Origin of the sequence: Methylocystis sp. JAN1, from assembly GCF_052186135.1 — a bacterium.
Taxonomy (GTDB): domain Bacteria; phylum Pseudomonadota; class Alphaproteobacteria; order Rhizobiales; family Beijerinckiaceae; genus Methylocystis.
Genome location: NZ_CP181499.1, coordinates 667910 through 685382 on the forward strand (window position 1 = coordinate 667910; position 17473 = coordinate 685382).

The following is a 17473-nucleotide window of genomic DNA, read 5'->3' on the forward strand; positions in this document are numbered from 1 at the left end:
CGTTTCGCCCCGGTCTTCCGGTCAGCGATTCCACCAGCCGCCGCCGAGCGCCATGAAGAGCGCCGCCGTATCGGAGAGACGCGTCGCCTCGGCCTGAACGCGCGATAGCGAGGCGAGGAGATAAGTGCGCTGGGCGTTGAGCACGGCGATCTGCGAGACCTGCCCGTATTTGAGCTGCATGCGGACGATGTCGAGGCTGCGCTTGGCGGCGTCCTCCGATTTGCGCGCGGTCAACACCGCCTTGGCGTCCGATTGCAGGGAGCGCAGCGCGTCGGCGACGTTCTGAAATGCGTGGATCACCGTGTCGCGATATTGGGCGTCGGCCTGTTCGAGCGCTGCTTCCGCCGCCTTCTGCCTGTTGAGCAGCGTCATGCCGTCGAAGATCGGTTGCGAGATATTGGCCGCCGCCGTGTAAAGGCCTGTGCCTGGCGCAAAGAGCTGCGCCATGTGGAAGGCGCTTGCGCCGACATTGGCGGAGAGCGTCAGGTTCGGCAGGCGATTGGCGATGGCCACGCCGACCGCCGCCGAGGCCTGATGCAGATTGGCTTCCGCCGCCTTGATGTCGGGACGCTGCGCGACGAGCTTCGAGGGGATGCTGACCGGAACGGTCGAGGGCAGCGTAAAGCTCTTGAGGTCGAATTGCTCGCCGGGCCCTTCGAAGGAAAGCCGCCCCGCGAGCGCGCTTATGAGGTTGCGCTGGATCTCGAGCTGCTTCTCGAGCGGCGGCAATGTCTGCTCGAATTGCGCGAGCTCCGCCTCCTGGGCGATTACGTCGGCCTTGGCGATCGAGCCGAAAGAATATTGCCGGTTGAGAATCTCCAGCGTCTCACGCAGGATGGAGATGATATTCTTCGTCGCCTCGATCTGTCCGCGGATCGAGGCCTCCTGAATCGCGGCGACAATCACATTGGTCGTCAAGGCGAGATGCGCGGCCTCGAGCTGCCAACTCTGCTGCTCCGTCTGCGCGGTCGCCGATTCGACCGCGCGGGCGGTCCCGCCCCAGAGATCCGGCGTGAAGCTGACGGAAAGCTGCTTCAGGAACAGGCCGTACGGCGCCGTCGGATTCGTCGTGACCGGGCTGGGCGTCGGAATCCCGGCCAGCACATTGGCGGGCGTCGGATAGGACTGGTGAAACAGCGAGGGATTGATGGCGCCCAGCGCGCGATTGTTCGACTGAAGGTTCTGGCTGTCGTTCGAGGTCAGCAACAGCTGCGGAAAGAATCCGCCTTTTTGCGCCTCGGCGTTGTAATAGGCGACCCGGACGGCGGCCTCGGAGGCCTGCAGCGAGGCGTTGTTCTGCAGCGCCTCCTTCACAAGCCCGTCAAGCGGCTTGGATTTATAGAGCGTCCACCACTCGGCGGGAATGTCCTTGCCCTCGGCGAAGCGCTGGCCCTCGCCCGGCGACGCCGGGCGCTCGGGTGTGACATGGGCGCCCTCGGGCGACGGGGGCGGCGCAAAATCCGGTCCGACCGCGCAGGCGGCGAGGACCGCCGAGGCGAGGAGAGGGAAAGCGAGGCGGCGGCTCATCTTACGGGCGCGCCCTCCCGCGTCACGACCGTCTCGCCCCTGGCGCGCACGAAGCATTCCACGACGAAATAAAAAGTGGGCAGAATAAACAGCGTCAGCAGCGTCGCGACGATGAGGCCGCCCACGATGACGGTCGCGAGGCTGCGTTGCACGTCGCTTCCGACGCCGGTGGCGAGCGCGGCGGGCAACATGCCGACGGTGGCGACGGTCGAGGTCATCAGCACGGGCCGGAAGCGTTCGCCGGCGCCTTCGAGCACGCCGGTTCTCACCGCGGCGACGAAATCACGTTTCATGGTCGCGGGCTCCACTTCGTTCGCGACCCAGCGGGCGCGGGCGGCGGCGATCCGAACGGCGGACGTTCGGTTGAGATTGGCGACCATGATGATGCCGTTTTGCACGGCGACGCCGAACAGCGCAAGAAAGCCGACGCCCGTCGCGACATTGAGGTTGTCGCCCCTCACATGCAGCGAAACGAGGCCGCCGAGCGTCGCCAGCGGCACGACGCCGAGGATGAGCAAAGCATGGCGGAACCTGCCGAAGCCGATGAAGAGGAAGACGAACATCAATATGAGAACCGCGCCGACGATGACCGTCAGGCGGGACTGCGCCCTCTGCTGATTCTCGAACTTCCCGCCCCAGACGACCTTATAGAGCGACTGGTCGTATTTGACGTTTTTGGCGATCCGGGCCTGCGCGTCGGCGAGATAGGAGGAAAGGTCCCGGTTGTCGTAGTCGACGCGTACGGTCAGCGAGCGCTTCGTCTTGTCGTGTGAAATCGCGCTCTCGCCGTTTTGCAGCGTGATTTTGCCGATCTGCGACAAGGCGACCTGAGCGCCGCCGGAAGTATTGACGAGCAGATTGCCGAGATCCTCCGGGCTGTTGCGCGCCTCGGGCGGGAAACGGACGGTGATGTCGTAGCTGCGGTCGTTGACATAGAGCTGGCCGATCGGGCTGCCGCCGACGCCCGTCTGGAAGAGATTCGCCACATCGGCGACATTGATGCCGTAGCGCGCCGCGGTGCCGCGATCGACATGGAAGGCGATTTGCGGGATGGGCGGCTCCTGCACGATCGACGTCAGCGTCGTGCCGGGCGTGTCCTTCAAGGTTGCGACGATGTCGGAGGCGATGCGGCGCGTCTCCTTGAGATCCTGGCCGAAGACTTTGACGACCAGGGCGCTATGCGCGCCGCTCATCAGATCGTTGACATTGTCGATGATCGGCTGGCTGACGCCAACTTCCATGCCGGGCAATTGCTTCAGCCGCTCGCCGAGGCGGCGGACGAAATCCGCCTTGGTCTCGCCGGCGGGCCATTCGTCATAGGGCCTGAGACCGACCGGCGCCTCGATATGGCTCAAGGTCCACGGATCGGTGCGGTCGTCATTGCGGCCGATCTGCGAGACGACGAAGGAGACCTCCGGGAACTCCAGCACCGCGTTGCGCAGGTCGCGAGCCATCTCCTCCGCCTTGCCGATGGAGATGCCGCTCGGCAGCTGCACCTGGAGCCATAGCGATCCCTCGTCGAGATTGGGCAGGAATTCGCGCCCGATCGTCGCGCCGGCGAGCACGACGCCGATAAAGGCCGCGCCGGCGGCCCCGTAGACCAGACGGGGCTTGTCGACGCAGGCTGCGAGCAGGCGGCCGTAATTGTTTTGAAGGCGTTCGAGGACGACGTTGTGGAAAATTTTCGCCGGCTTGTGGAAGGCGATATAGGCCAGGCCGGGAACGACCAGCAGCGAGCAGAGCAGCGCGCCGAACAGCGCATAGGAGATGGTGTAGGCGACCGGCGAGAAGAGCTTCGCCTCGACGCGCTCCAGACCCAAAAGCGGCAGGTAGGCGGTGATGATGATGATCGTCGCGAAGAAAATCGGATTGACGACTTGCCGCACGACGAATTGAACCGTGTCGGTTTCGAGCGGCCGGGTCGGATTGTGCTCGCGCACCCTCAAAATCGCTTCCGTCACGACGATCGCGCCATCGACGATCACGCCGAAATCGATCGAGCCGAGCGACAGGAGATTGGCCGGCAGCCTGGTCAGGTTCATCAGGATGAAGGTGACGCTGAGCGCGATCGGGATCGTCACCGCGACGACGATGGCGCTGCGCCAGCTCCCGAGGAACAGCATCAGCACGATGAAGACGAGCGTGACGCCTTCGCCGACCGTGTGTCCGACCTTGGAGACCGTCGCCTCGACCAGTTCGTTGCGGTCGAGATAGGGGACGATCCGCACGCCCTGCGGCGCGAGCTCCGCCTGGAGCTGGTCGATGCGCTCATGGACGGCCTTCAGGACGAGCCCGGCGTTCTCGCCCTTGAGCATCTGGACCGTCCCCTGGATCGTGTCGGAGTTGCGGTCCTTGCCAAGGACGCCCTCGCGCTCCTGGCTGCTCAGCCGGGGCGCGCCGAGGTCGCGCGTGAGGATGGGCGTCCCCTTGCTCTCGGTCACGACGATATTGCCGAGATCTTCCAGATTGCGAACGAGGCCGATGCTGCGAATGACATAGGACTGCTCGCCCCGCGTGATGCGGCTGCCCCCGGAGCTCGCGCTGTTGCTTGTGATCGCCTGCGACACGTCGGAAAGCCCGAGGCCGTAGCGCTGCAGCGCGAGCGGATCGACTTCGAGCTCGAACTGCCGCGTCAGGCCGCCGAAATTGGCGACGCTCGCCACGCCCGGCACCTGATTGAGGGCGGGCAGGACGACCCAGCGCTGGATTTCGGAAAGCTCGGAAAGGTTCTTGGCGTCCGATTCCAGCGAGTAGCGCAGGATTTCGCCCACGGGGCCGGTCAAGGGTCCGAGCGTCGGCTGGTAGTTCGACGGCAGCGGGACCTGGTTGACGCGCTCCAGAACGCGCTGGCGCGCCCAATAGTCCTCGACGCCGTCCTTGAAGACGAGGGTGATGAGCGAGAGGGCGAAGGTGCTGCTGGAGCGGATCGTGACGAGGCCGGGCGTGCTGGCGAGGGCGCGTTCGAGCGGCACGGTGATCTGCTGCTCGACCTCCTCCGCCGCAAGGCCGCGCGCCTGCGTCGTGACGATCACCGTGACGTCGCCAACGTCGGGATAGGCTTCAAGCTTCAACTGAGTCCAGGAATACATGCCATAGAAGAAGACGAGGATCGTCACCAGGATGACGATCAGACGGTTTCTCAGGCAAAGCTCGACGGCGCGTTCAATCATTGAGGAGGACTCCGCCGCGCACCACGATGCGCTGGCCGGGCTCCAGACCGCGCACGATGGTCGAGCCCTCATAGTCCGCTTCGATCACGACGGGCTTTCTCTGAAATGTCCAGGGGGCGGTCTCGACGAAGACGCTCGTCGTGTCGTTGACGATGAAGAGCGCCGAGGACGGAATCAGCAGGCTCTGGGCGGCGGGCGCGAAGAAGCGCACCGAGGCGAACATGTTGAGCTTGAAGATGCCGTAGGGGTTGTCGAAAGAGATGCGGACTTTGTTGCGGCGCGTATCGGCCTCGAGCAACTGGCTGATGACCTGCACCTTGCCCGAAAACACCTCGCCCGGATAGGCGAGAAGCGTCACCTCGACGCGCTCGTCCTTCTGCACGAAGGAGAGGTCCTTCTCCTGCACGCTCGCGGTGACCCAGACCTTTTCGAGGTTGGAGATCGTCATCATCGACTCGGTGGCGTTGTCGATGAAGTCGCCCGGCGCGGTTTCGAGCGCGGTTATGGTGCCGTCGATGGGCGCGGTCAGCACGATCTGCCGCTGCCCCGACACGGTGCCGCTGTCGCCGATCACTTCGAGTCGGGCCTCGGCGCGCTTGAGCTCGGTCGTCGCCTGACGATAGTCGTTCTGGGCCTGCTCGAGTTCGCGCAGGGCGAGACCGCCCGCCTTGTTGAGGCCGGTCGCGCGCTCGAAGGCGCTCTTGGTGAGTTTCACGGTCGCGCGCGCCTTCTCCGCGTCGGCGACGGCCTGGGCGAGGTCGCCCGAATCGATCGATGCGAGGCGCTGGCCCTTTTTGACCGCGTCGCCGAGAGAGACGTCGAGGCTGGCGACGCGGCCGGCGACGGGCGCGAGGATCTTGACGGTGCGCGTGGGATCGGCCTCCACCGCCCCCGTCACCAATTTGCTGCGGCTGATGCTCTTCTGCTGGACCGGCGCCACCGCGATGCGCGCGCGATAGGGAGAGCCCTCAGGGACGAAGATCGCCCCGCCGCGCCGGATCAGCTGCGCGTTTACGGCGTCGGCGGGTTGATGATGGGCGTCGCCGCCACGTTCCGCCTTCACGGCCCAAAGCGCGCCTGCGAGGGCGATGGCGACAGCCGTCGCGATCAAAAGCCTTGCGCGGGGCTGCAGCTTTTGAAGCTTTTCAAGCGCGATCATGGATGACAAGCGTTTCCTGCGAGCGGGCTGCCCCTGAAGATAGTGTAATTGCGGCCGCCGCCGTCAACTGGACCGCGGGCAATCAAAGCGGATTGCACGACTTTATTGTGACAGTCCAGCCACAATTATTTCCCCGCTATTGCGCGACGCAGCTCCGCGGCGAAGGCGCAGGCTTCGATCGCTTCTCTGGCCCCAGGCGCTTTTTTCTCTGTGGCGTGATCCCCGCGACGTTCCGACCGCTTCAGAAATAACGATATGCTAATTTATCTAGAGGCTTTCAACAGCGCGATCAGGCCTTTAAGGAGGGCGACCGGGTCGGGCGGGCATCCGCGAATATGCAGATCGACCGGAATGACCTGGGATACGCCGCCAACGCAGGCGTAGCTTCCGGCGAAGACGCCGCCGTCCAGCGCGCAATCTCCGACGGCGACCACCCATTTGGGGTTCGGCGTCGCGTTATAGGTCCGCTCGAGCGCCTCGCGCATGTTCTTCGTCACCGGTCCCGTCACCATGAGCACGTCGGCATGGCGCGGCGAGGCGACGAAGCGCAGGCCGAAACGCTCCAGATCGTAAAAGGCGTTGCTGAGCGCGTGGATCTCAAGCTCGCAACCATTGCACGAGCCGGCGTCGACTTCGCGTATGGCGAGGCCGCGGCCGAGCTTTTCGCGCGCCGTCCTTTCGAGCGTCGCGCCGAGTTCGGCGAGCATGGCGTCGTCTGGCGAAGGCGCGGGCTCCGTCAGCGCCCCGCGAAACAGGCCTTGGAGGAGGAATTTCTGCATCTTTCGGCCGCTTAGAGGTCGTGCCCCGAATAGGAGCAGTTGAAGGATTTGTTGCAGAGCGGGAAGTCCGCGACGATGTTGCCTTTGATCGCGGCCTCAAGGAGCGGCCACTGGAACCAGGACGGATCCCGCAAATGGGCGCTTTCGATGGCGCCGTCCGGCCCGATCCGCAGCCAGACGAAGACGTCGCCCCGGAAGCTTTCGACCAGCGCGACGCCTTCGCATCGACCCCCGCTCGGCGGGAGCTCGGCCTGAACGGCGCCATGCGGCAGGCGGTCGAGGATTTGCTCGACGATCTGGATCGAGGCCCTCACCTCGTCGAAGCGCACCCAGACGCGGGCGTCGACGTCCCCGTCATTCGAGGCGCCCATGTCGAAGGAAAGCCGGTCGTAAGGGGCGTAGCCGACGGTGAGGCGGGCGTCGAAACGCCGCCCGGAGGCGCGCCCCACATAGCCGCCGCAGGCATATTGCCGCGCGAGGTCGGCGCTCAGCACGCCTGCGCCGACCGTGCGATCCTGCAGAGAGGTCGTGTCGCCGAAAAGGTCGATCAGGCGCGGGACCATGATCCCGATCCATTCGAGCAGGGCGCGCAGCGACTCCGCTCCTTCCTGCGTGAGGTCGACGGCGACGCCGCCGGGCAAGATCCGGTCCATCATCAGCCGATGGCCGAAACAGGCGGCCGACGCTCTCAAGAGGCGCTCGCGGATGAGACCGCATTGCGCGAGCATCAGGGAAAAGGACGCGTCGTTGCAGATGGCGCCAATGTCGCCGAAATGGTTGGCGAGCCGCTCGATCTCCGCCATCAGCGCGCGCAGCCACACGGCGCGCGGCGGAATGTCGGCGCCAAGCGCGGCTTCGACCGCGCGCGCGAAGGCGAAACTGTAGGCCACGGTGCTGTCGCCGGAGACGCGGGCGGCGATCTTCGCCGCGCGGCCGACCGGCGCGCCGGCGATGAGCCGGCCGACGCCCTTGTGAACGAAGCCCAGCCGCTCCTCGAGCCGGGCCACGACTTCGCCATTGGCGGAGAAGCGGAAATGCCCCGGCTCGATAATGCCGGCATGGACCGGCCCCACCGCAATCTGGTGAAGCGGGCCGCCTTCGGCCGGGCAGAATTCGTAAGGATCGCGTCCGGCGTCGATCGGCTGCGCCTTTCCCGCGGGATGGCGGACGCCCCAGCGGCCGTGATCGAGCCAGCGGCGTTTGTCCGGCAGGCCTTCGGGCTCCAGCCCGTAGAGATCGGCGATCGCGCGCTCCAACCGCAGGGCCGGCGGATGCAGGCGGCCGACGGACGGGAAACGCCCTTCGGGACAGGCGAGCGAGAGGATGCGCGGGGCGGGCGCGCCCGGCGCGGACGAGGCCAGATAAACCTCGTCCCCGTCGCTCCACAGCGCCAACAGATCGGCGCCGCCCTCCGCGATCTCCTCGGCCGCGCGCCGCCACCCGGCGTCGTCGACCTCCTCCCGCGCCCAGGGGCGGCAGGTTTCGCCGGGAATCGGAGCTTCCGGCTCCGTCTTTTCCTTCCGGTTAAAGAGCATGTGCATGTCCTTCGCCTATCCCAGGAGCCGCGCGACGTTCTGGAACCAGGTCACGAGATAGGCGGGCAGATAAAGCCCCGCTATGAGCACGAGCGCGAGATGCGCGACGAGCGGCATTGTCGAGGCTTCCACCTCCCCCGCGCTTTTCGTCGGTTCTCCGAAAGCCATGCCGATGAGACGCATCAGCAGGGCGCCGAACGCGACGAGCAGGCCAAGGACCAGCGGAACCGCGAGCCAGGGCTGGCGCGCGAAAGTCGAACTGACGACGAGGAACTCGCTCATGAAGACGCCGAGCGGGGGCATCCCGCAGATCGCCATGACGCCGACGACTAGGCTCCAGCCAAGTAGAGGATGGCTCTGCGTCAGGCCTCTGATGTCGGCGATCTTCTGCGTGCCCTTGGCCTGCGAGATATGGCCGACGGCGAAGAAAATCGCGGATTTCGTCAGGCTGTGCATCGCCATGTGGAGAAGGCCGGCGAAATTGGCGAGTGGGCCGCCCACGCCGAAGGCGAAGGCGATGACGCCCATATGCTCGATCGAGGAATAGGCGAACAGCCTTTTGATGTCATCGCGTCGATAGAGCATGAAGGCGGCGAAAAGCACCGAGGCGAGGCCGAGCGCGATCAGCATCGGCCCCGGCGTGATGGCGGCTGCGTTGGCGGTGAGCAGCATCTTGAAGCGCAGCACGGCGTAGAGCGCGACGTTGAGCAGAAGGCCCGAAAGCACGGCCGAGATCGGGGTCGGGCCTTCCGCATGGGCGTCGGGCAGCCAGGCGTGCATGGGCGCGAGGCCGACCTTCGTGCCATAACCGAGCATGAGGAAGACGAAAGCGACGTTGAGGAGCCGTGGGCTGAAATGCGCCGCCTGCTGCATGAGCGACGACCAGACCATCGCATTGTAGCCTTGGCCCAGCACGGGTTCCGCCGCCATGTAGACGAGGATCGTGCCGAAGAGGGCGAGCGCGATGCCGACGCTGCCCAGAATGAAATATTTCCACGCCGCTTCAAGCGAATCGCGCGTGCGATAGACGCCGACCATGAGAACCGTGGTGAGCGTCGCGACCTCCACGCTGACCCACATGAGGCCGATATTGCTCGCCAGCAGCGCGAGATTCATGGCGCACATGAGCGCCTGATACATTGCATGGTAGAAGCGCAGATTGCCGACCGTGAGCTTCCCCGCCTCGATCTCGTGCCGGATATAGCTCGCGCTGAAGGCGCTTGTCGTGAAGCCCACGAAGCAGGAGAGGACGACGAAGACGATGTTGAGATCGTCCACGAAGAGGAAGCTTCCCGTCTCCGGCTCCTTGAAGACGAGGAGCGTCGCAAAAAGCAGGGTCACGCCGGAAGCGGCGAGATTGATCTGCGAGGCGCGTTTGTAGTCGGTCTGAAAGGCGAGGACCGCCGCCGCGACCGCCGGAATGGCGATGAGCGCGTTCGACGCCATGAAGATCTCGGAACTCATTGGCGTTCTCCACGCACGCGATCCAGTTCGAAAAGATCGACGGTGTCGAAGCGTTCTCGGATGCGGAAGAGAAAGATGCCGATCACGATGAAGGCGACGAGAACCGAAAGGGCGACGCTGATCTCGACGACGAGCGGCATGCCGTCGGCGCCGGCGGCGGCGAGAATGAGGCCGTTCTCCAGCGACATGAAGCCGATGATCTGGCTGACGGCGTTGCGTCGCGTCACCATCATCAGGAGGCCGAGAAGCACGATGGCGAGGGCGAAAGCGAGATCCTCGCGCGCGAGAGGATCGGCGGTCGTGGTCGCCGGCAGCATGACGACGAGGGAGAGGCCCATCAGAAACATGCCGATGAGCATGGTTAGGCCGATGCCGCCCACGACCTCGACCGTGCGATGGATGCGCAGCCGCTTCACGATGGCGTGCAGGCTGAACGGGACGATCGCCGCCTTGAAGATGAGCGCGATGGCGGCGGTCAGATAGAGATGCGGCGCATCCTGCACATAGGCCTGCCAGGCGACCGACAGGGTCAGGACGAAAGCGTGCAGGGCGTAGATGTTGATAAGGCCCGACAGCCGGTCCTGATAAAGCAGCATGAAGCTGACGAGCACCAGCCCGCCCGCGAGGAGCTGCGCAATGTCGAGAGACAAATGCTGCATCAAAGGCTCCGTGAGACGAAGACGAGAAGCGAGCCGAGGAGGCCCAGCATCAGCGCGGCGCCGAGAAATTCCGGGACGCGGAAGACGCGCATCTTTGCCGTGGAAACCTCGAAGACGGCGAGCAGGGAGCCGGCGATTGCGAGCTTCGCGACATAGAAGAGGACGCCGTAGCCCATGTCCTTCAAGGTTCCGTCGTGAGACGCGAGGCCGAAGGGGAAGAACACGCAGCCGATGAGCGACACGTAGAGCAGGAGCTTCAGCGCCGAGGCGAGCTCGATGACCGCCAGGTGGCGCCCCGAATATTCCAGGATCATCGCCTCGTGAACCATGGTGAGCTCGAGATGCGTCGCGGGATTGTCGACGGGAATGCGGCCGTTTTCCGCAATCGCGACGATGAGGAGGCCGATGAGCGCGAAGAGAACGGAGACGCGCAGCGCGAAGTCGGACGCCATATAGGCGGCGACCTCGGAGAGCTGCGTCGAGCCGGCGATGAGCGAGACGATGAAGGCGATCATGATCGTCGCGGGCTCGGCGAGCGAACCGAACATCATCTCGCGGCTTGAGCCGATGCCGCCGAAGCTCGTTCCGACATCCATGCCGGCGAGCGCCAGGAAAAACCGGCCCGCGCCGAGAAGCGCGGCGAGCGCGATGAGATCCGCGGTCCAGCTGAACATCAGGCCGGTCGCGAAGGTCGGCACGAGAGAGGCGGCGACCCAGGTCGTCGCGAAGATGATGTAGGGGGCGGCGCGGTAGAGCCAGGAAGCGTCTTCGGCGAGGACGACCTCCTTGCGCAGGAGGCGCAGCAAATCGTACCAGGGCTGCAACAGCGGCGGCCCGCGCCGGCGCAGGAGGCGCGCCTTCACCTTGCGGGTGAGGCCAATCAGGACCGGCGCAAACGCCAGGACGACGCCCATTTGGACGGCTTGCGCGAAGAGGTCGAAGAGAAAGGTCATAGCGCCACGATCAGAAGCAGGAAGACGAGGGCGGCGAAGACGAGCGCGAGATATTCCTGGATGGCGAGAAAAGCCACGACATTAAGTCGGCCCGCGCAGAACCACACGGCTTTCGACAGAGGTTCGTAAAGGTAGGAGATGAAGCGGTCGCCGATCTCCACGCTAAAATGCGCGGCCCGCGTCTCGCCGGGGAGCGGCATGTCGAGCCGCTCGCGCACGGAGAAAGCGATGGCGCCCAGCGCGCGGCGCACCGGCTGCGCGAAGCTGCTCGCCGTGTATTGGGTCGCGGGGCTCGGATCGAGATAGCCGCAATCCCAGGGCGGCGCCCGGCGGACGGGCCTCGGCCAGAAGGTCCTGATCGTCTGCAAGGCCGCGAGCGCCGAGAAGACGATGAAGCCGAAGACGAGGAGGCCGTTATAGGAGCTGCGGCTCTGCGCGATCGGCGCGATGGAGAGCCAGGCGATGTCGCTTTGCGCGGGCATGCGTCCGCCGACATATTCCGCGGCCGCCGGCGAGATGGTGTCGATCATGAAACTCGGCAGCACGCCCGCGAGCAGGCAGAGGAAGAGCAGGGCGGACATGGCGCCGAGCGACCAGGGGTCCGTTTCTTTCGCCTGCTGCGCGACTGGCGAGCGCGGGCGGCCGAGAAACGCCACGCCGAAAGCGCGCACATAGGCCCCGGCGCCAAGAGCCGCGCTCAAGGCGAGCGTCACGCCGACGGCTGGGGTGGTGAGCTTGAGAATCCATTGCGGCAGGTTGGGGCTGAGAAGGATGGCCTGGAAGACGAGCCATTCGGAGACAAAGCCGTTCAAGGGCGGGAGCGCCGCGATGGCGACGCAGCCGCCGAGGAACATGAAGGCCGTTCGCGGCATGGCGCGGATCAGGCCGCCGAGCTTCTCGATATTCTTTTCGCCCGTCGCGCCGAGCACGGCGCCCGCGCCAAAGAACAGCACGCTCTTGAAAAGAGAATGGTTGAAGACGTGGAAGAGCGCGGCGGTGAAGGCCAGAGCCGCCGGAAGCGCCTGGTCGTTGGCCTTGAAGGCGAGGGCGAGGCCGAGGGCGATGAAGATGATCCCGACATTTTCGATGGTGCTGTACGCCAGGAGCTTCTTCAAATCGCTCTGAACGGTCGCGAAGAGCACGCCGACCAGCGCGCTTGCGGCGCCGAAAACGAGGGGGTGGAGACTCCACCAGAAGGCCGGCGCCCCCAGGAGATCGAAGGCGAAACGGATGAAGCCGTAGATGGCGACTTTCGTCATCACCCCGCTCATCAGCGCCGAAACATGGCTCGGCGCCGCCGGATGCGCCAGCGGCAGCCAGATATGCAGCGGAACGAGGCCGGCCTTGGAGCCCGCGCCCAGGATGACGAGGGCGAGCGCCAGCCCGGTCTTCCAGGCCTCCTTGGGCGTTTCCCGGATCGTGGCGAAGTCATAGTTTCCGCTCGCGCCGGCGAGCACGCCGAAAGCCATAAGGAGGCAGAGCGTGCCGAAGCTCGCCATCAAAAGATAGATATAGGCGGCGGCGCGGTTTTCGGCGTGGTCGTGATGCGAGATGACGAGCGCCCAGGAGGAAAGCGACATGAATTCCCAGGCGACGAGATAGGCGAAGGCGTCATCCGCGAGCACGACCGCATTCATGCCCGCGATGAAAGCGGGAAAGAAGGGAAGCACCCGCATCGGGCTCTTCTCATGCGCGCCGTAGCCGATGGCGTAGGCGCTGGCCGCGGCGCCCCCGAGATTGACCACCGCAAGGAAGAAGGCGGCGAGCGGGTCGAGCCGGAAACGCAGGCCCAGCCAGGGAAGGCCCAGCGGCAGGGTCGTCGCGAGGGCATGCGCGCCTCGGGGCACGATCGCGGCGATGAAGATCGCGGCGCACAGTCCCCCGCTCAGTCCGTAGACGAGGCGGTGGACATCTTCCTTCTCCCGCCAATAAATCGAGGCTCCGCCGACGCCCAGCAGGGCGCCGACGCACAGAAGAGCGAAATCAAGCGGCATTGACTTTCCTTGCGACGACCGAGCCGGGCTTCAGGCGAAGCGCTTGCGCGGCGCGAGCGGATGGCTGGAGGTGGGGACCAGGCGGTCCAGTCCCCGGATTTCCGCGCGCCCGCCCTTGCTCTGATAATCATCGCAATAGTGATGAAGATTTTCCATCACCGTATGGTCGACGGTCGAAGTTTCCGAGAGGTCGAAGATGACGGTCTTGCCGTCGGGGATCGACGCGAGATCGCTCTTGAGGCCGAGATAATTGCCGAAGAACGCCGCGCCGGCGACCTGCACATGATAGACGCCGGGCTCCGTCTCCTGGATCGAACGGTCAAGCTTCACCACGTTGCGCCAGTCTATGCTGCGCCAGAAGTGGAAGAGAAGCTCGGCCGCGACGCCGATCGCGACGCCGATGAGTAGATCCGTCGCCAGAACGCCGACAATGGTGATGACGAACACGCCGAGCTGGTCCCAGCCGATTTCGAAGGTCTTCTTGAATTCGCGCGGCGACGCCAGACGATAGCCGGTGAAAACGAGAAGGGCCGCGAGCGACGCCAGCGGAATCTCGTGAATGAGCTTGGGGAAGAGCGCAACGAAAACGAGCAGGAAAAGCCCGTGGAAGAAGTTCGCCCAACCGGTTTTTGCGCCATTATTGACATTGGCGGAGCTGCGGACGATCTCGGCGATCATCGGCAGGCCGCCGATCAGCCCGGAAATGGCGTTGCCGACGCCAACCGCCGCGATGTCGCGGTTGAGGTCGGAGACACGCTTGTAGGGGTCGAGCTTGTCGACCGCGGCGGCGCTGAGGAGGCTCTCCAGGCTGCCGACGAGCGCGATGGCGAAGACCTGCTGCCAGAAGACGAACTGCAAAGCGCGCGAGAAATCGGGGAACGCGAACCCCGCCAGGAAGTTTTGCGGCAGCGTGACGAGGAACTTCGGACCGATCGTGAATTCGTGATGCGGAAGGAAGACGGCGTTCGGCAGGAAGAGATATTTGTGCTCATCCTCGAGATCGAAATATTTGCCGAGCGCCATGCCGACGAGCACGACCAGCAGCGGCGCCGGGATCATCTTGAGCTTTGGGCTTTGAACGAAGGTCCAGGCGGCAAGAATGCCGAGCCCCAGAAAGCCGATGACGGCGACCTCCGGATTGAGGTCGAGCAGGCTCGCCGGGATCGCGCCGATCGTCTGAAAGAGCGTCTGCGCGTCCGGTTTCACGCCGAGCATGACGTGGATCTGCTTGGACATGATGATGATGCCGATGGCGGCGAGCATGCCGTGCACGGCGGAGGAGGGGAAGAAGGCGCTCATCTTTCCCGCCTTCATCACCCCCATCAGGATCTGAATGAGCCCGGCGAAGAAGACGGCGGCGAGGGTGTAACGGTAGCCGGCGAGAGCATCGCCTTGGCCGAGCTCCTGCACCGAGTCGAGAATGACGACGATCAAGCCCGCGGCAGGGCCCATAATGGTGACGAAGGAGCCGTTGATCCGCGAGACCAGCAGGCCGCCGACAATCGCGGAGATGATGCCGGCCTGGGGCGGAAAGCCGGAAGCCATGGCGATGCCGAGACAGAGCGGCAGCGCGATCAGGAAGACGAGGAAGCCGGACACTATGTCCGCGCGCCAGCTTTCTGCGAGCCCGGCGAACCCGGCCTTCGGCGGCAAAGCTTCGTAAGCGGGCGTGGAGATAGTCATCGTCTGCGACCCTTTCGATGAGATTAAGGCCTGCAAAAGAAGCCTGAAGAAGAAATCGGCGCGCACGTCGACGGCGTTCGTCGCGCGCCAGATTGCCGTGCTGCGCGCGTAGTCGAGCGGCCCGCGTCTCGCCGTGTCGGGCGAGTCGGCGGGCGGTCAGTCCTTGAGGGGCGCCCCGCGCCTTTGGGGGGCGGCCGCAAAGCCGCAGTCTCGCTTCATTCGCATTCCTTAGATTTGCCCATGAGGCGCAGTTAGACTTGCAAGTGGCTGTTTCCCTAGTTTTTCGCACTGCGGAAAAATGTTTCTATAATATGTCTGCGCGAGGGCGGAGCGCGCCGGCGCCCAGACATGCGCAAGCGGACGCGCTATAGGCGAATGCTTCTCGGATCGCTTCGTCCTTTGAAAGGCTGTTCTCGGCATGAGCAATCGCAGTGCGGTTCTACTCGTGGAAGACGATGCGGAAATCGGCGAGCTGATTTCCCGATACCTGGAAAACAACGGTATGGAGGTCACCCGTCTGGCTGACGGCGCCGGGCTCGACGCCAAATTGGCCGGCGGGACCTACGATATATTGATCCTTGACCTTAATCTTCCGGGGGAAGACGGCTTTTCAATCTGCCGGCGGGTGAGGGCTTCGCATGAAATTCCGATCATCATCGTCACGGCCCAGGGAGAGGATGTCGACAAGATCCTCGGCCTGGAAATGGGCGCCGACGATTATGTCGTGAAGCCGTTCAATTCGCGCGAGCTGCTCGCGCGCATCCGCGCCGTGTTGCGCCGCGCAGAGCCGCAGGCCCGCGTCGCCGGCGCGCCGTCGAGTCAGGCTTTCCAGTTCCTCGGATGGCAGGTCAATCTTTTGTCCCGCGAGGTTGTCTCCCCCGGCGGGATGAAGGTCGCCATGACCGGCGCCGAATTCGATCTCCTTCACGCCTTCTGCGAAAATCCCAATCGCGTGCTCACCCGCGACCAGTTGATCAACATGACGCATGGCCCCACCGCCGGACCCTATGAACGCAGCATCGACGTGCTGATCAGCCGGTTGAGGCAAAAGCTCGAGAAAGACCCCAAAAATCCCGCCATCATCCAGACGGTGAGATCGGAGGGCTACATGTTGTCCGCGCCAGTCTCGCGAGCATGACGTGAGAGGACTCATGCGGCGCCTGCAGCCCGACCGTCTGGCGGGCCAGATCACTTTCCTGATCCTGGTCTCGATCGTGTCTTTTCAGACAGTCGTGCTCGTCACTTTTCATGTGCTCGACGTCGAAGGCAGACGCCACATCGTCGACCAGACCGACTTCATCGCGAGCGTGATACTCGCGCTCGACGCCGCGCCTCAAAACGCGCGTCAGGATCTTCTGTCCGAATTCGCGCGCGCCGTCCCCTTCGCGAATATCCACCTCCAGAGCGCGCGGCCGACCCCCGTCGACGTCGACGATCGCGAATTCGCCAACGAAATACGCCTCATCCATATCGATCTCTGGCCGGCGGCGGAGGTCTTCGCGGTTGCGGCGCCAGGCGATGGCGGGCCGGGCGTCATGGCGGTTTCGCTGCGCAAAGGCGGCTACGCGCTCATTTCCATCTCGCAGCACCGCAAACCGCCGCGATCTGTCTGGCGCTGGCTATGGCAACCGGAGCCCGGCACGCCCTTCCTGCTGACGCCCTGGGCGTTGTCGGCGCTGCTCTTCTTCGTAAGCACGTCGGTTCTCGTGCTCTGGGCCTCGAACGGCATCGTCGAACCCCTGATCACGCTGGCGCGTCACGCCGAGCGTTTTCCGGGGGACGGCGACGGCGACGAGCCGTTGCAGGAGCGCGGACCAAGCGAAATCCGCGAGCTGACGCGCTCGATCAATCGCATGCAACAAAGAATCCGGGAGATGATCGCCGCGCGCACCCGCGTCCTCGCGGCGGTCAGCCACGATCTCAAGACGATCATCACGCGGCTCAATCTGAGGACGGAATTCATCTCCGACGAGGGCCTGCGGACGAAGATGCTGCACGACATCAATCTGATGGATTCGATGTTGCGCAAAAATCTGCAGTATTTGCGTGCGGGGAGCGACCGGTCGGACTACAGTCTCATCGATCTGGACAGCGTGCTTCAGACGATCGCGGACCAGTTCGCCGAGATGGGTCACAAGGTGACTTATTTCGGCGGCGGCCGCCAAATGATCTTCGGCTCCCTGACCGACATGCAGCGGGTCTTCTCGAACCTCGTCGAAAACGCGGCGCATCACGCCGATGCGGCGGAGATCCGCATTCAGGAAACGCCCGAGGGAAAACTTCAGGTCGACGTCGCCGACAACGGCCCCGGTATCCCGGACGACCAGAAAGACGCGGTCTTCGAGCCATTCGTTCGCGGGGAGCCGGGACGGACCATGGCGAGTCACAGCGGCTTCGGCCTGGGGCTCTCAATCGTCCGTTCGCTCGTCGAGCGTCATGGCGGGTCGGTTGTGCTGCTCGATGCGCATCCGCACGGCCTTATCGTTCGTGTCGTCCTTCCGCGCCCGCCGATCGGCGAGGCGTGACGGCGCGGGGAAGAACCTTCGCCCT

General features: G+C 64.6%; 12 protein-coding genes. 2 read left to right on the forward strand and 10 right to left on the reverse strand.

What is annotated here, in order from left to right:
• Nucleotides 1-21 precede the first annotated feature (21 nt).
• The 10 genes from ACNHKD_RS03155 to ACNHKD_RS03200 form a co-directional block, all read right to left on the reverse strand.
• On the reverse strand, nt 22-1527 hold the full coding sequence (locus tag ACNHKD_RS03155; RefSeq protein WP_442755668.1) for an efflux transporter outer membrane subunit: 1506 nt from the start codon (nt 1525-1527) through the stop codon (nt 22-24).
• Nucleotides 1524-4697: an efflux RND transporter permease subunit gene (locus tag ACNHKD_RS03160; protein ID WP_442755669.1), complete on the reverse strand. Its 3174-nt coding sequence runs from the start codon at nt 4695-4697 to the stop codon at nt 1524-1526. Before ACNHKD_RS03160 ends, ACNHKD_RS03155 begins: the two co-directional genes overlap by 4 nt.
• Nucleotides 4690-5856, reverse strand: a complete 1167-nt coding sequence (locus tag ACNHKD_RS03165) for an efflux RND transporter periplasmic adaptor subunit (RefSeq protein WP_442755670.1) — start codon at nt 5854-5856, stop codon at nt 4690-4692. The genes ACNHKD_RS03160 and ACNHKD_RS03165 overlap by 8 nt, the downstream gene beginning before the upstream one ends.
• Nucleotides 5857-6119: 263 nt before the next feature.
• On the reverse strand, nt 6120-6635 hold the full coding sequence (locus ACNHKD_RS03170) for an NADH-quinone oxidoreductase subunit B family protein (protein WP_442755671.1): 516 nt from the start codon (nt 6633-6635) through the stop codon (nt 6120-6122).
• Nucleotides 6636-6646: 11 nt separating this feature from the next.
• The gene (locus ACNHKD_RS03175; RefSeq protein ID WP_442755672.1) at nt 6647-8176 is read right to left on the reverse strand and encodes a hydrogenase large subunit; all 1530 of its coding nucleotides are present in this window, start codon (nt 8174-8176) and stop codon (nt 6647-6649) included.
• Between the two features lie 9 nt (nt 8177-8185).
• Nucleotides 8186-9634, reverse strand: a complete 1449-nt coding sequence (locus ACNHKD_RS03180; RefSeq protein ID WP_442755673.1) for a hydrogenase 4 subunit F — start codon at nt 9632-9634, stop codon at nt 8186-8188.
• The gene (locus ACNHKD_RS03185; RefSeq protein WP_442755674.1) at nt 9631-10293 is read right to left on the reverse strand and encodes a hydrogenase-4 component E; all 663 of its coding nucleotides are present in this window, start codon (nt 10291-10293) and stop codon (nt 9631-9633) included. The genes ACNHKD_RS03180 and ACNHKD_RS03185 overlap by 4 nt, the downstream gene beginning before the upstream one ends.
• Nucleotides 10293-11246, reverse strand: coding sequence for a respiratory chain complex I subunit 1 family protein (locus tag ACNHKD_RS03190; RefSeq protein ID WP_442755675.1), 954 nt, complete (start codon nt 11244-11246; stop codon nt 10293-10295). Before ACNHKD_RS03190 ends, ACNHKD_RS03185 begins: the two co-directional genes overlap by 1 nt.
• Nucleotides 11243-13240, reverse strand: a complete 1998-nt coding sequence (gene hyfB / locus ACNHKD_RS03195) for a hydrogenase 4 subunit B (RefSeq protein WP_442755676.1) — start codon at nt 13238-13240, stop codon at nt 11243-11245. Before hyfB ends, ACNHKD_RS03190 begins: the two co-directional genes overlap by 4 nt.
• A gap of 30 nt (nt 13241-13270) precedes the next feature.
• Nucleotides 13271-14923: a SulP family inorganic anion transporter gene (locus ACNHKD_RS03200; RefSeq protein ID WP_442755677.1), complete on the reverse strand. Its 1653-nt coding sequence runs from the start codon at nt 14921-14923 to the stop codon at nt 13271-13273.
• A gap of 418 nt (nt 14924-15341) precedes the next feature.
• On the opposite strand from ACNHKD_RS03200, the gene ACNHKD_RS03205 reads away from it, so the two are divergent.
• Nucleotides 15342-16061, forward strand: a complete 720-nt coding sequence (locus tag ACNHKD_RS03205; RefSeq protein ID WP_442755678.1) for a response regulator — start codon at nt 15342-15344, stop codon at nt 16059-16061.
• Nucleotides 16062-16074: 13 nt separating this feature from the next.
• Complete coding sequence (locus tag ACNHKD_RS03210; RefSeq protein WP_442755679.1) at nt 16075-17448, forward strand: ATP-binding protein; 1374 nt, start codon at nt 16075-16077, stop codon at nt 17446-17448.
• Nucleotides 17449-17473: the final 25 nt, after the last annotated feature.

What these genes read in the sequence shown, in the direction of transcription:
- ACNHKD_RS03180 (WP_442755673.1), bottom strand. Translation starts at nt 9,634, where the DNA reads ATGAGTTCCGAGATCTTCATGGCGTCGAACGCGCTCATCGCCATTCCG.
- hyfB (WP_442755676.1), bottom strand. Translation starts at nt 13,240, where the DNA reads ATGCCGCTTGATTTCGCTCTTCTGTGCGTCGGCGCCCTGCTGGGCGTC.
- ACNHKD_RS03160 (WP_442755669.1), bottom strand. Translation starts at nt 4,697, where the DNA reads ATGATTGAACGCGCCGTCGAGCTTTGCCTGAGAAACCGTCTGATCGTC.
- ACNHKD_RS03175 (WP_442755672.1), bottom strand. Translation starts at nt 8,176, where the DNA reads ATGCACATGCTCTTTAACCGGAAGGAAAAGACGGAGCCGGAAGCTCCG.
- ACNHKD_RS03165 (WP_442755670.1), bottom strand. Translation starts at nt 5,856, where the DNA reads ATGATCGCGCTTGAAAAGCTTCAAAAGCTGCAGCCCCGCGCAAGGCTT.
- ACNHKD_RS03200 (WP_442755677.1), bottom strand. Translation starts at nt 14,923, where the DNA reads ATGACTATCTCCACGCCCGCTTACGAAGCTTTGCCGCCGAAGGCCGGG.
- ACNHKD_RS03210 (WP_442755679.1), top strand. Translation starts at nt 16,075, where the DNA reads ATGCGGCGCCTGCAGCCCGACCGTCTGGCGGGCCAGATCACTTTCCTG.
- ACNHKD_RS03155 (WP_442755668.1), bottom strand. Translation starts at nt 1,527, where the DNA reads ATGAGCCGCCGCCTCGCTTTCCCTCTCCTCGCCTCGGCGGTCCTCGCC.
- ACNHKD_RS03185 (WP_442755674.1), bottom strand. Translation starts at nt 10,293, where the DNA reads ATGCAGCATTTGTCTCTCGACATTGCGCAGCTCCTCGCGGGCGGGCTG.
- ACNHKD_RS03170 (WP_442755671.1), bottom strand. Translation starts at nt 6,635, where the DNA reads ATGCAGAAATTCCTCCTCCAAGGCCTGTTTCGCGGGGCGCTGACGGAG.
- ACNHKD_RS03190 (WP_442755675.1), bottom strand. Translation starts at nt 11,246, where the DNA reads ATGACCTTTCTCTTCGACCTCTTCGCGCAAGCCGTCCAAATGGGCGTC.
- ACNHKD_RS03205 (WP_442755678.1), top strand. Translation starts at nt 15,342, where the DNA reads ATGAGCAATCGCAGTGCGGTTCTACTCGTGGAAGACGATGCGGAAATC.